Source organism: Microcoleus sp. PH2017_35_SFW_U_B (assembly GCF_020737865.1).
GTDB lineage: Bacteria > Cyanobacteriota > Cyanobacteriia > Cyanobacteriales > Microcoleaceae > Microcoleus.
The window spans coordinates 21,808-35,049 of sequence record NZ_JAEQDE010000025.1; the positions used below are offsets into that span (position 1 = coordinate 21,808).

Below are 13,242 nucleotides of genomic sequence, written 5' to 3' on the forward strand. Positions count from 1 at the left end.
TTAACACTATCTTGAGTCATGGGATGTAATTACCGATGATTTGCCACGGCTGATAGTTGAACTTGAATAAATAATGCGATCGCACTTACAAGAATAAAAATGCAACTCACCCCCCAAGAAAAAGACAAACTGCTGATTTTCACCGCCGCCCTGCTAGCAGAGCGTCGCAAACACAGAGGTTTAAAATTAAACTATCCAGAAGCACTAGCCTACATTTCCGCCGCGATTTTAGAAGGAGCAAGAGATGGCCTCACCGTCGCAGATTTAATGAGCTACGGGACAACTCTCCTGACGCGGGAAGATGTGATGGAAGGGATACCGGAAATGGTGCATGAAGTGCAAGTTGAGGCGACTTTTCCCGACGGAACTAAGTTGGTGACAGTGCACGATCCGATTCGTTAAATAATATTTAAACCCACAGACTCGCAGGAGACAGATATGATTCCGGGAGAAATGATTGTTTCAGACGGTGAAATTGAGCTAAATGCCGATCGCCCAACAGTGCGGTTGCTGGTTGCAAATACGGGTGACAGGCCCATTCAAGTTGGTTCCCACTATCACTTTTACGAAGCAAACGAAGCCTTAGAATTTGAACGAGAACAAGCAAAAGGAATGCGGTTGGATATCCCCGCAGGTACAGCAGTTAGATTTGAGCCGGGAGATGAAAGAGAAATTCAATTAGTACCGTTTGTGGGTAGCCGTCAAGTCTACGGCTTTAATGGAAAAGTGAACGGTCATCTGGAAAGTTAAGTATGAAAGCAGAAAATCGTTTGCAAGTGTTGAATGTTGAATTGGGAATTTGTTAACTTAAAACTCATCCCAGTTAAAATAATGCAACTTTAACCTCGCAATCCCAACCAGGATCGCGCTCGGTCATCCTATGGAAAAGCTAAAATCAAAATGGTATCACTTACCAGAAAGAATTGGTTGAAAGCCTCTCCCCGATCGGGAGAAATTAAAATCAGACTATTCATTACTCCAATTCTCTTCCTTCTAGGTAGAGGTCGCTCTCCTTCGGTCAACTGTCAACTGCCAACTGTCAACTGTTGAACAGCACTACCGCTGGAGAGTGACAAAGCAATGTCAAAAAAAATTCTCTGCATAAGTGTATAAATGCCTTTCTTTTGTTAGTGAAACCTCAGACTTTTGAGCGAGTTAAAATCGGCAGTTTGCGATCGATATTGGTATTCAAAACCGCAAACATACACAGCAAAAGCGCATGATGAATCCAAAATTAGTTGACCAGATAAAACAGATGTTGAAGCAGAGTTTGCTTGCAACGTCGAGGCGTATCTGGAGAACCCCGTTAGATCGGCGTACCAGCATCAAATTATTAGATAACAGCATCGTTTACAAACAGCAGCACGAACCCGTCAACATACCTGCATTAACCTCAGTAAATGGAGTACCTTCTCGGTTTTTTACCACAGAAACAACCGTGTCTTTTGACCCGGATTATGTGTGGAAAATTTCCGTGAATAAACACATAGAGGCTCTAACTATTTGTACGTCTGGAAACACGCTGCTAAATCACAAGTTGCTGTTAGACCTAGATTTTCGGATTAGCGGCGCGGGTATTCTGGAATGGCCTTATAAATCCCACCAAATTACCTATCCGCTGGTAGTTGCTCCTTGGTCGCATTTGTGGTGCAGTTATTACGATTATGTGATTTTTGTACTGGCAAAACTTTGTAGGATTGAGGAGGCTTTAGGTAAGGAGATTTGGCAAGAAGCCAAAATTTGTTATCCTTTGCGCCATACAGCTTTTGAGTTGGATTTTCTGACCAAACTCGGTATTCCTAAAAGCTCGCTAATCGACACTCGGGCTAGAGATACAGGATATCATGCAGAAAGTTTAGTATTAGGAAACAATCAAGATTGGTATTTCCCCAGTCCTTACGATATAGAGCTTTTGCGGAAGAAATTCTGTCTCAAGGAAAATGTCAAGCCTTACAGGAAATTGTATCTTTCTAGAAGCGGGCAACGCCAGGTTAAAAATGAGGCACAAGTACGAGAGGTGTTGAAAGAGTTTGGTTTTGAAATTTTGGAAGATATTTCGCGCACTGTGGATGAACAAATTCGCCTGTTTGCAGAAGCAGCGGTGGTTGTTGGCCCTCACGGCGCTGGTTTTACAAATTTGTTGTGGTGTCAGCCTGGAACGAAAGTATTGGAATGCTTTTATGGCGGGTACACGCCGCCGTTTTTCTATTACATTTCCCAGATATTGGGATTAGAATACTCCCGTATGGTTGATAACAGCGACGATTCGGAAGATTGGAGTTTAATTAGCATGGATATGACGGTGGATGTGGAGGTTTTGAGAAGGGAAATCAAGAAAATGCTGGAATGAATTTACAAATCGACAAATGGGGCGATCGCACAAATGTTGTAAATATAGCCTTTCTCAAAAAGATGAGGTACTCATGGGCATAGGGCATAGGGCTCCGTGGGCATAGGGCTCCGTGGGCATAGGGCTCCGTGGGTTCCGTGGGCATTAGGGCATTAGGGCATACCTCACCACGCTTGAGAACCGCTATATTTGCTAACTCAGATTGAAGAACTCGGCACATAGTATAATTTAAGCGAGCCTCAACTGCCAACTAAAAAAATATTTATATTAGGAGAAAGCATGAGTTACAGAATGGATCGCCGCGCTTACGCGGAAACCTTCGGGCCGACAACGGGCGATCGCGTGCGGTTAGCTGATACTGAGTTATTCATAGAGGTTGAACAAGATTTCACAACCTACGGGGATGAAGTTAAGTTTGGCGGCGGTAAAGTCATTCGCGATGGCATGGGACAGTCGCCTATTTCTAATGCTGATGGTGCTGTTGATACGGTAATTACTAATGCTTTGATATTGGATTGGTGGGGGATTGTCAAGGCAGATATTGGGATTAAAGATGGCAAGATTTTTAAAATTGGGAAAGCCGGAAATCCTTACATTCAAGATAGGGTAGATATTATTATCGGGCCCGGCACGGAAGTAATTGCTGGTGAGGGAATGATTCTGACGGCGGGGGGAGTTGATACTCACATTCATTTTATTTGCCCGCAACAAATCGAAGTGGCGATCGCCTCTGGAGTCACTACCATGATCGGCGGCGGCACTGGCCCAGCAACGGGTACAAACGCTACAACTTGCACTCCGGGGCCTTGGCATATGTACAGAATGCTGCAATCAGCCGATGCTTTTCCGGTGAATCTGGGATTTTTAGGTAAGGGAAATAGCAGTCAACCTCAAGGATTAGTCGAGCAAGTTTTGGCGGGTGCAATGGGTTTGAAGCTTCATGAAGATTGGGGAACTACGCCAGCAACGATCGACAATTGTTTGAATGTAGCTGATGAGTACGACGTGCAGGTGGCAATTCACACAGACACTCTGAATGAAGCGGGATTTGTGGAAGCTACAATTGCTGCGTTTAAAAATCGGGCAATTCACACTTACCACACAGAAGGTGCTGGCGGCGGACACGCACCGGATATTATTAAAGTGTGCGGCCAAGCTAATGTTTTGCCTTCGTCTACTAACCCGACTCGCCCTTACACTGTCAATACTTTGGAAGAACATTTAGATATGTTGATGGTTTGCCACCATTTGGATCGGGGGATTCCTGAGGATGTGGCTTTTGCTGAGTCGAGAATTAGAAGGGAAACTATTGCTGCTGAGGACATTTTGCACGATTTGGGTGCTTTTAGTATGATTTCTTCTGATTCGCAGGCCATGGGAAGAGTGGGAGAGGTGATTATTCGGACTTGGCAAACGGCGCATAAGATGAAGGTGCAAAGGGGGAATTTACCCCCCCTAACCCCCCCTTACCAAGGGGGGGAAACAAGAGGGATAACCCCCCCTTACCAAGGGGGGAGAATAGAGGGGGGAAATGATAATTTTCGGGCGAAGCGGTATATTGCTAAATACACGATTAATCCGGCGATTACTCACGGAATTAGTCAGTATGTGGGTTCGGTGGAAGAGGGTAAGTTGGCGGATTTGTGTTTGTGGCGGCCGGCGTTTTTTGGGGTGAAACCGGAGTTGGTAATTAAGGGTGGTGCGATCGCCTACGGGCAGATGGGGGACGCTAATGCGAGCATTCCGACGCCGCAGCCGGTGCATATGCGGCCGATGTTTGGCAGCTTTGGGGGGGCAATTGGGGCGACTTGTTTGACGTTTGTTTCGCAGGTGGCGCGCGATCGAGATATTGCAGCACAGCTCGGTTTACAAAAGCCAACTGTAGCAGTTTCCGGGACAAGGCAGATTAGTAAAAGAGATATGAAACTCAACGATTATTTGCCGCACATGGAAGTCGATCCAGAAACCTATGAAGTGAGGGCGGATGGACAATTGTTGACTTGCGAACCGGCAACTGTTTTGCCAATGGCGCAGAGATATTTTCTGTTTTGATTGGTTGTGCAGCCTCATCAAAACAATCCCAAAATTCCGTAGGGCGGGTTCACCAACCATCTATGAAATCCACAAACAATCTCATAAACCCGCCCCATCCCCGCGATTATTTAGATGAACATTTCACCAATAAATTATGGTACATTTGTATTGTTGGATAAACCCGCCCCATCCCCGCGATTATTTAGATGAACATTTCACCAATAAATTATGGTACATTTGTATTGTTGGTGGGCGGGGGCGGGTTTATGAAATTATTCATTTTTACCGTAAATTGTTGGTGAACCCGCCCCTACAAATTTGGTTTCAAAAATATAACAAATTGTTCTAACACGGCAAATTATGAATTACCAATTACAATTACCAATTACCAATTACCAATTACGCTTATGCTATATTTAGCCCAAGTACAAAAGAAGGAAATTTCAGGTGAGATAAGTCTGCAATTGCTGGCTTGTCAAAATTATGATGAGACATGGGCTATTCTTTTTCAAGAAACTGTCTTGACGCTACCGCCAGATTTCGATCGCAATGTTTTAAATGAAGGGATGCTAGTATTAGCAGATATTGGCGAAAATAGCAAGATTTTGTTGCATATTCAATCGGCTACAAACTGGGTGCTAGAATTAGTTCAGAAGTATTTAACAACAGGCTTTACTCCCGATTTTTTGCAGCAAGAAGCCCAGAAGGCGGAAGGGTGGCGGCAATCTCTCACCTTGCAAAGTCAAGAGTTGTCTCGCCGCTTTATCGAAGTTGAAGCCCGCCGCGAACAAATTCAAAATTTAGAGGCAAAACTACAACAGGAAAAGGAATTGCTCGAAAGTACGATCGCCCAATTGAAAAATTCAACCACTACACCACCACTTTGACTCCAATTAACACAAAACAGTTAAGGACACGGCACTGCCGTGTCCCTACAAATCTCATTTGCAATTTGCTGGACATCATATAATTTGTAACTTGACAAATAGCCCTTACCCGTTGCCGAATCGCCAGCCAAATTGCCCGCTGCTAAAGCACTTTTGACTTCAACCAAGCGGCGGGGAGACACAACAGTTTCTGAGAATTGGTAACGTATGCCCGCTTCTGAAACACATCGTACTGATTGCGCTCGATCGCATTTAAGATTCTGCTGTACAACATCGTAGCAGCCCACACTGTCCAGCGGATATCGGGACTGAGCACTTTAATTCCCGGTTCGGCGCTGGCGTATAATTTGCGAGCTCGCTGAATTTGAAAGCGCATCAATTCCCGCCAGCGGTTGTCAATTACACCGTTGAATAAATCTTCTTCGGTATAGTTGAACAAAGCTAAGTCTTCTAAGGGAATGTAAATGCGGCCACGACGGGCATCTTCTCCCACATCGCGCAGAATATTCGTCAACTGCTTGGCTATACCGAGGGCGACGGCTTCTTCTTTGGGAATTCTATTCCCCCAGTGCCAATTCCAATTAGCCGCAGAGTTGGATTCGTCTACGCCCATCACAGACATCGACATCAGCCCAACAGTGCCGGCTACTCGGTAACAGTAAAGATTGAGCTCTTCAAAAGTTTCGTAGCGACTGCGGTATAAGTCCATTTGCTGGCCCGCAATCATCTCTCGAAACGGCTGAATGTCGATCGGGAAACGAGACAGCGTATCCACCAAAGCCACGTCATAATCATCGTGGGGATGGCCCGCAAACACAGATTCTAGGCGTTTTTCCCACAAATTTAGCGTTTCAGGGGTCGTAGCCTCAGAACCAGGCCCGTCTACGAGTTCGTCGGTGCGGCGGCACCAGACGTAAATCGCCCAGATTGCCCGACGCTTGGCTTCGGGCATGAGTTGAGTGCCTAAATAAAAATTTTTGGCATAACTCGCTGTGACTTGGCGGCACAGTTCGTAGGATTCATCCAAAGAGGCCAGAGTTCTCATGCACTGGAGTTTTGACAGTTGCAGCATCCGAGAATAAGAAATTTAAAGATTAGAACTGACATTCCCCCGTTGAGACAACAGGAGATTCTTTTACGTCTTGAGGACTTACGCATCTGAACAAAGAAACTGGGTTTTTGAACCGAGATTGAGGGTTCTAAGCAAATATTTTGGCTAAAAACCCGGTTTCTGGTCGCCCGTGCGTCAGCCCCAGTCTTTATGAAAAATTCTTAATTTTTCATTTTTTATTGGCAGTTGAAATAGCCTGCGCTGTCAGCTTACCAGAAAGCACGGCACCTTCCATACTCGCAAGATAACGCTGCATCGTATAATCCCCCGTTAGATAGAAATTGCTAATCGGAGTTGTTTGCGAGGGACGGCATTCCTGGCGTCCGGGGGTGGCTTTGTAGACGGAACGTGGGGTTTTGACTACGTGATATTTGAGCACTTTGGCGGGTTCTGGGATTTGGTCGGGAAAGAGTTTTTCTAACTCGACCATTGTGGCTGCGACGATATCTTCGTCAGATTTGCCAATCCAGTCTTTGGCGGGTGCGAGTACCAGTTCCAGCATGGATTTGTCTGGGTTGGCATATTCGCGGCAGGTGTTGCTCATGTCGGCGTAGACGCTCAGTAAGGGCGATCGCGAGAATAGCAAATGGTCGATATCTGTCAGCTTGCGATCGAACCACAAGTGTACATTAATCACCGGTACTCCCTCCAAACCTTCGAGCTTTTTGAAATAAGCCATTTCGCCCCAAGGTTTCGGCATCATCAACTTCAGCGGGTCAACCGGCATCGCCGAAACGTAAGTATCGGCCGTCAGAATTTCTTCCTCGGCCCCCTTGACGCCACCAATCTGGAAACCGCGCACCGTGTTGTCATCATTGAGCAAAAACTCTCTGATGGGTGCATTCAGCCGGACTTCGCCACCGCGTTCAGTTATGTAGTCTACCATCGGCTGACACAACCTCTCCGTAGGGGAACCGTCTAAAAAGGCCATTTTCGAGCCTTTTGTCTCTTGCAAGAAGCGGTTGAGGGCTGTCAGCAGAATGGTTGCAGATATTTCGTGGGGGTCGATAAAATTCAGCGCCTTGGACATGGCGATGAATACTTCTTTTTCGACTCTGGGGGGGACGTTTTGCTTTTTCAGCCAGTCTGAAAACGAGTATTTGTCCATTTCTTCGACGTATTTCTGGCCTTGAAGTATCGCCGGAATCAAACCAATGCCGAAACTGATTTTTTCGGCCCAGGTGAGCATATCGTTGTTTCTGAGGATAGCCACAAGGCCATTCAACGGAGCCGGAATATTGGGAAAGTCAAAGCGAGAATAGGTTCCGGGCGTTTCCGGCTGATTGAAAATCATCGAATGTTCTTTCCATTGCAGCCTGTCTTCAATGTCAAGTTCTTTGAAGAGTTTCAGCATATTTGGGTATGCACCGAAGAAGATGTGGAGGCCGGTTTCGTACCAGTCGCCGTCTGCATCTTTCCAGGCGGCTACTTTACCGCCGAGTACGTCCCGACTTTCTAGGAGGATGGGGGTGTGACCCGCATCGGTAAGATATTTAGCGCAGGAAAGTCCTGCTAAGCCTGCTCCGGCGATCGCAACTCGCATTTAATACTACTTGGCCTCTATATTCACTTTGTGTTCATTATACTTTACAACTCGTTACAAAATTTTGGGCAATCTGTAGGGACGTGGTTGTGCCGTGTCCGGTGCGGGGCGATCTGGTTCTTAGCTATTTTTAGGGAAATTTGCCATGCAGTTGCTATTTTTTGCCCTACGTGCTATAATTAGTAAACATACTGAAAATAAAAACTATGAACAGTTTTGTCAGCGACGAGACCTTAAGGCACGAAGCCGAAATTGCCTGGCTTGTAGATATCAGCAAAATGCCTTGGGTGCGAGAGAGCGAGGTAAATTTTTCTACCAGAAAAGGAGTCTCTAAAAAACGTCTTTCAGAGCTTCAGCAAGGTCAAACTTTAGTGGGGTATGCAGAATTAGAAGATGATGCCCCTCCTACCGGAAATCATAAGTGTTTTATCAGACGAATTTTCACACTTCGTGAAAATGACTATGAAGCTTACAAAGTAGGTAGCTCTACACAGGCAGATCATCCTACTGAAGCAGTAGAACCATTAAGTATAGAACCTAAACACAAAGGGCTATCTCCGAGTAAGAAATCTCAAATAGCTGTGAGAGTTCCCCGTAGTCTTTTTAGCAAGCTCAAAAGATATGTTCAGCAAACGGGCATATCTCAAACTGATGTCATAGTTAGCGCTCTAGCTAGTCATCTAGATTCTGTCGAAGATATACCAATGATTCAGAGGCTATTAGAACTTGAAAAGAGAGTTTCTGTGTTGGAAATCAAGAGCTAATAGATACAGCCATTAGGTAAAACATCTATTTTATAGATGGGAATGACCACTTGAGGGCACAATCTGTATAGACTTTAAACTTAGTATAAAACGATGGTACAAACAATTCAAGCTCGAAATGTCACGATGTACGGCTTGAGAACAAAATTTGGAATTAAATTAGTCAGAGATGACCAATTCTTTCGCGAGTGGCAGGATAATTTGCCAGAAATCTCAGAAGCTGAGAAACAGCGATTAGACAGAGTGCAAGCAAGTTACACAAATTTACTAGAATATCCCCCACTTCTAGAAAATACAGTCAAAATGGTAGTATTGTCTCCATTGTTGGATTTAGCAGATTTTTATCTTGCTCCTTTTCACGTTACTTCCGAAAAGTCTGTAGAAATTGTTGACGAAGATGAAGGAATGATTGTCAGGGGACAGTTGGATGTTCTAGCTTTGTTTCAGGAGTTTTGGGTAGTAGTTATCGAGTCCAAGAAAGCGGCGTTCTCTTTGGAAGTAGGGATTCCGCAGTTGCTAGCTTATATGTTAGCTAATCTGAAGAGCGATCGACCTACTTACGGATTGTTAACGAATGGGGCAGATTTTCTATTTGTCAAATTAGTTAAGGGGGAAACACCGCAGTACGCTTTTTCTCGGAAGTTTTGCCTTTTAAATCCAGGGAACGAGTTGTACACCGTGCTGAGTATTTTGAAGCGCCTCGGTGAGTTGAATGTAGGTAATCTGAGTTAGTGGGGGAATCAGAAACCGGGTTTTTGCAAAAATCTTTGATTTTCACCCGCAGATTCAGTGAAAAACCCAGTTTTTTTGCTTGGAAAGGTTACGCATTTAAACCACTAACGAGGCCTGTAGGGTGCGTCAGCTCAATCGCTCCAAAAGCTAAGGTAAACGCTGTGGGCTGACGCACCCTACAATACTTTTACATACATGAAAACGTGCGATATGCTGCCAATGCTGCTTGTTTTACAGCTTCTGGGACGATCGGAAAAGTAGTCAAAACATACGCAAATTCTGCTTCCGTTAATTCGTAAAGGTGAGCGATGATGCCATCTAATTCCGCTCGCAATTTAGCGCGTTCTGTTTCATCGGTAACGCCTTCTCGGTGCGAGTTTAAGCCGACTTCTTGGGCTAATTCGTCAAATTCTGGGGCAGTGCAGATCAGTTTTGCGGCGCGCTGTACGATGTCCGAGAAGTATTTGTCACCAGTGGTTAATCGCGGGATAGGAATTTGGTAAATATAAAACATATTAAGAGTTGTAGTCACTTTTTGACGGAGAAACCAATCCACAATAAAAGAGTTACACATTGCACAAAAAGCCAACATTTCTGCTTGACCAATTTTAGATTTACCTAAATCGATACTGGTACTATTATTATCAAAGAACACTCTGCTGGGAGCAATGGTCGTAATTAATGTACGCGAGTCAGTATTACGAGCAATTCGTCGATGTACCCAACGATAGCATTGATAATCAAGTATCTGATTGCAATCTTTATTATTTCCAAGTAATTCTTTTCTCCCCATTTTTTCTTCGATCCAGTATGGCGCAGATTCATCAGTTTTAGTGAATTGATGAAACATTTTTCCTACAAAAAGTGGTAGACTATTGCTTGTGGCTTGAAGTTGAAAAAAATCAGTTCTGTTACCCCTGTCAAATTCGCGATGTAGTATACAATTCCATTTCCCCTTAATCTGTTCGCCAAGTAACGGGAATTGCAGCATTTTTTCAGCAATCCGAATATCTCCATCATTTTTAAACTCCATCACCGACAGAGAGTCAGGAGATAACTTCCGCACTAATTCAACGCTAATTCGCAAGCTATCAGCATTAGGAAACCTTTGCAGTTCCTCCACATCAAGACGCATAAAAGCAGAGGAAAACTCAGTTGTTATCCCATCCTTCTCAAAAGTAAGAACAACTATTTTGAAACTCTTATGAACCCCTTCAAAAATTGTTTTGCGATTTTCTAAACAAAATAACCCCGTGACTTGTGTTTGACTAAATAACATTTCCCGCAGTTGCTTAGTACCCAAGTCAGTGTAAATGCCGCTGGGAATCACAATCCCGCACTCGCCACCTCTGCGTAAGAGATTAAAACATTGTTCTACAAAAAGTTTATAGAGGTTAATATCCGTACCTGCTTTTTTACCATTGACAATCGAAATCTGATTTTTGTACTGTTCTGCTGAACAATAGTAAGCACTAATGTGGGGAAAATTGCTCTGATATTCCAACCAAGCATTAGCAACTTCAGAATCTTGCAAGAGTTTCTTTTGCTCTTTTTCAAAGCTCTTAATATCCATCTTTTTTTTCGTCACTAAATTGCTATGATTAGCAAAAAACTCCTTAGCATCTGGCTTGAAAACTTCCCAAGGTGGATTAGCAATAATCGCATCAAATCCTCCCCGTTCTAAAATTCTGTCAAAGTGATATCCCCAGTGAAACGGTTGCAATCTTGCAATATCATCAATAGTTAAAACTCGTTTATGAGGTTTCCCCGCTAACTGCACCTCTTCGTACTTAATTTTCAGCCTGGTAAACTCATCAAACAATAACTGATTTAACTTGACTTGCGACTCCTGGTTTAACTTTTCAATATGCTGCCGCAAATTCAATAATCGCGATTCTTGAGAAGTTCCTTCCTCTTCCCCAGACTGAAAAGCGTGTTTTTTATATAAATCAATCGACTTATTCTTGTCCGCTAAAATTCCTTTGTAATTAGCAGAAGCTAAAATTTGCAGTAAATTACCTTGGCGCGAATTTCCTACAGAATCAAATCGTTCTTCATCAACCCGAATCAATCCAATTAAGGAATTGCCAGCCATGATGTTAAAATCAATATTCGGCAGCGGTTCCAAGTCGCTGACATTCTGCGCCGCCGAAACTAAGGCTAAAAATAGTCGCAATTTCGCAATTTCCACTGCTTCCGGCATGATATCCACGCCGTAGAGGTTGTCGCTGATAATCCGTTTTTTGATATAATAGTTGAGTGATGAATGCTCTGTTTCGATGGTTTTGAGTAAGTCGTTGAGGTAGTGGTCGGTTAAAAACTTGCTTGTACCGATGATTGTTGAATAGATGTAAATCAGCGTTTTCATCGCTGCGACTAAAAACGCGCCGGAACCGCAGGCTGGGTCTAATAATGTGAGGTTTGGGAGGATTTCTTCTAGTAGGCGGCGGCAGAGATTTGCGTCGAGATTGGTGAGGAGTTCGGTGATTGTTTCAAATTGATGAGAAGAACCCCCCCGGCCCCCCTTGCTAAGGGGGGAGAAAGAGGGGGAGGGGGAGGAAGAGTTGGAGGAGTTGAGGGATTGGTTGACTTTATCGAGGATTAGTTTGTTGATTGTGCGATCGCACAAATATTCAGTAATCTCCGGCCTGGTATAATAAGCACCAAAGGCTTTTTGGTTAATGTATTTCTCAAAGATGTATCCCAAAACTGCCGGATTAATTTCGTTTTCCTTCCCACCAACCGTATCGTCGAGATTCCAAGAATAGCGCGCAAATAAATCTAATATTTTCTCGAAAGCAGCATCGGGTATAGCAATATTCAGATAATTCTGTTCGATGGGATGTTCCAGAAATAGTCCCCCATTCAAATATTTAATATTGCCAATCAGCCTTTCAACCTGAGAACTTCGTTCATATTGTGGCTTAGCAAATCCCTCAAAAAACAGTGTTTTCAAGAATTCCGAGTAAAATAAATCGGTTCCCCGCAGTTTACTTTCAGCTAACTTTTCCTGCAAATATAGCATTTTGCCGCTGTCGATAAACCCTTTGCGCTGCAAAAAATAAACAAACATCAAACGGTTGAGTAAAACCGAAGTATACCAGCGCCTGTCTGTCTCCTTATCTATCCCGGAAATCACACTTAAAAATTCAACGTGTTGCTGTTTGAACTCTTCAAAAAACTTCTTAGTAACTCGTTCAACATCCAATCCAGCCTGCAATCTTTGGGCGACATCAATCACCGATAGCGTTCCTAATTCTGCTAATTCAACTTTTAAAGCTGTGACTTTACTCAACATTAAATCGCAAGGTTCCCGTTTCACATATACACGATCGCGAGGATAAAGTTTTGTACCTTCGCACTTCACCCAATACCAAAGAGATTTAGTCCGATTTGCATCAATAAAAATTAATATATTTTCGCGGGATATCTGGACAATTTCGCGATAGATTGTCAATCTTTGGGCCGCATTGGGAATGTTACCGCTAGCGGTGGTAATTTCATATATAACTACTCCTAAAAGTTGGGCGATGGCTGTTCGGGAATAAGTCTCGCCATCAACTTCTGTGGGTATGGTTTTGCGGGATGATGGATTATCCCAACCGAGTTGTTGGACGAATAGTTTGTTGAATTCAAAGTCTTGGAGAAGTTGACGGGATTCTGTAAGTGTTTGCGGCATGGTTATATATTAAGGAAGAAGGAAGAAGGAAGAAGGAAGAAGGAAGAAGGAAGAAGTAAGTTAAATCTGAGATGTTGTACTATTTTCAAGAACTGGCAAGATGCCCGTTCCACAAGACTTAATTTGATTTTGGAATGGGCAT

The 13,242-nt window shown here is 43.8% G+C and carries 10 protein-coding genes; 7 read left to right on the plus strand and 3 right to left on the minus strand.

The window, feature by feature from the left end:
* Positions 1 to 99 precede the first annotated feature (99 nt).
* The 5 genes from ureA to JGK36_RS04835 all read left to right on the plus strand — a co-directional run bounded on the left by ureA (position 100) and on the right by JGK36_RS04835 (position 5,271).
* Complete coding sequence (gene ureA / locus JGK36_RS04815) at positions 100 to 402, plus strand: urease subunit gamma (protein WP_293153142.1); 303 nt, start codon at positions 100 to 102, stop codon at positions 400 to 402.
* Between the two features lie 36 nt (positions 403 to 438).
* Entirely contained in the window at positions 439 to 750 is a 312-nt protein-coding gene (locus tag JGK36_RS04820) for an urease subunit beta (protein WP_293186510.1), read from the plus strand.
* 469 nt (positions 751 to 1,219) lie between these two features.
* Positions 1,220 to 2,350 carry a glycosyltransferase family 61 protein gene (locus JGK36_RS04825; RefSeq protein ID WP_293186508.1) on the plus strand — a complete coding sequence of 377 codons (1,131 nt, stop codon included), beginning with the start codon at positions 1,220 to 1,222 and terminating at the stop codon, positions 2,348 to 2,350.
* A 279-nt stretch (positions 2,351 to 2,629) separates the two neighbouring features.
* Entirely contained in the window at positions 2,630 to 4,402 is a 1,773-nt protein-coding gene (gene ureC / locus JGK36_RS04830) for an urease subunit alpha (RefSeq protein ID WP_293186506.1), read from the plus strand.
* Positions 4,403 to 4,791: 389 nt separating this feature from the next.
* Entirely contained in the window at positions 4,792 to 5,271 is a 480-nt protein-coding gene (locus JGK36_RS04835) for a hypothetical protein (protein WP_293196992.1), read from the plus strand.
* 142 nt (positions 5,272 to 5,413) lie between these two features.
* Here the strand turns inward: JGK36_RS04835 and crtB are convergent, their stop codons facing one another.
* Both crtB and pds read right to left on the minus strand, forming a co-directional pair.
* Entirely contained in the window at positions 5,414 to 6,343 is a 930-nt protein-coding gene (gene crtB / locus JGK36_RS04840) for a 15-cis-phytoene synthase CrtB (protein ID WP_293183364.1), read from the minus strand.
* A 208-nt stretch (positions 6,344 to 6,551) separates the two neighbouring features.
* Positions 6,552 to 7,925, minus strand: coding sequence for a 15-cis-phytoene desaturase (gene pds / locus JGK36_RS04845; protein ID WP_293183366.1), 1,374 nt, complete (start codon positions 7,923 to 7,925; stop codon positions 6,552 to 6,554).
* A 206-nt stretch (positions 7,926 to 8,131) separates the two neighbouring features.
* On the opposite strand from pds, the gene JGK36_RS04850 reads away from it, so the two are divergent.
* Both JGK36_RS04850 and JGK36_RS04855 read left to right on the plus strand, forming a co-directional pair.
* Entirely contained in the window at positions 8,132 to 8,689 is a 558-nt protein-coding gene (locus JGK36_RS04850) for a DUF6009 family protein (protein ID WP_293183368.1), read from the plus strand.
* Between the two features lie 93 nt (positions 8,690 to 8,782).
* Positions 8,783 to 9,421, plus strand: a complete 639-nt coding sequence (locus tag JGK36_RS04855) for a restriction endonuclease subunit R (protein ID WP_293183370.1) — start codon at positions 8,783 to 8,785, stop codon at positions 9,419 to 9,421.
* A gap of 187 nt (positions 9,422 to 9,608) precedes the next feature.
* Here the strand turns inward: JGK36_RS04855 and JGK36_RS04860 are convergent, their stop codons facing one another.
* A complete protein-coding gene (locus JGK36_RS04860) occupies positions 9,609 to 13,100 on the minus strand; it encodes a DNA methyltransferase (RefSeq protein ID WP_293196991.1) in 3,492 nt (1,163 codons plus the stop codon).
* Positions 13,101 to 13,242 lie beyond the last annotated feature (142 nt).

Bases quoted from the DNA above. Each gene is read 5' to 3' on its own strand.
- pds (WP_293183366.1), bottom strand. From the start codon at position 7,925: ATGCGAGTTGCGATCGCCGGAGCAGGCTTAGCAGGACTTTCCTGCGCT.
- JGK36_RS04835 (WP_293196992.1), top strand. From the start codon at position 4,792: ATGCTATATTTAGCCCAAGTACAAAAGAAGGAAATTTCAGGTGAGATA.
- JGK36_RS04855 (WP_293183370.1), top strand. From the start codon at position 8,783: ATGGTACAAACAATTCAAGCTCGAAATGTCACGATGTACGGCTTGAGA.
- JGK36_RS04860 (WP_293196991.1), bottom strand. From the start codon at position 13,100: ATGCCGCAAACACTTACAGAATCCCGTCAACTTCTCCAAGACTTTGAA.
- ureA (WP_293153142.1), top strand. From the start codon at position 100: ATGCAACTCACCCCCCAAGAAAAAGACAAACTGCTGATTTTCACCGCC.
- JGK36_RS04820 (WP_293186510.1), top strand. From the start codon at position 439: ATGATTCCGGGAGAAATGATTGTTTCAGACGGTGAAATTGAGCTAAAT.
- JGK36_RS04850 (WP_293183368.1), top strand. From the start codon at position 8,132: ATGAACAGTTTTGTCAGCGACGAGACCTTAAGGCACGAAGCCGAAATT.
- crtB (WP_293183364.1), bottom strand. From the start codon at position 6,343: ATGCTGCAACTGTCAAAACTCCAGTGCATGAGAACTCTGGCCTCTTTG.
- JGK36_RS04825 (WP_293186508.1), top strand. From the start codon at position 1,220: ATGATGAATCCAAAATTAGTTGACCAGATAAAACAGATGTTGAAGCAG.
- ureC (WP_293186506.1), top strand. From the start codon at position 2,630: ATGAGTTACAGAATGGATCGCCGCGCTTACGCGGAAACCTTCGGGCCG.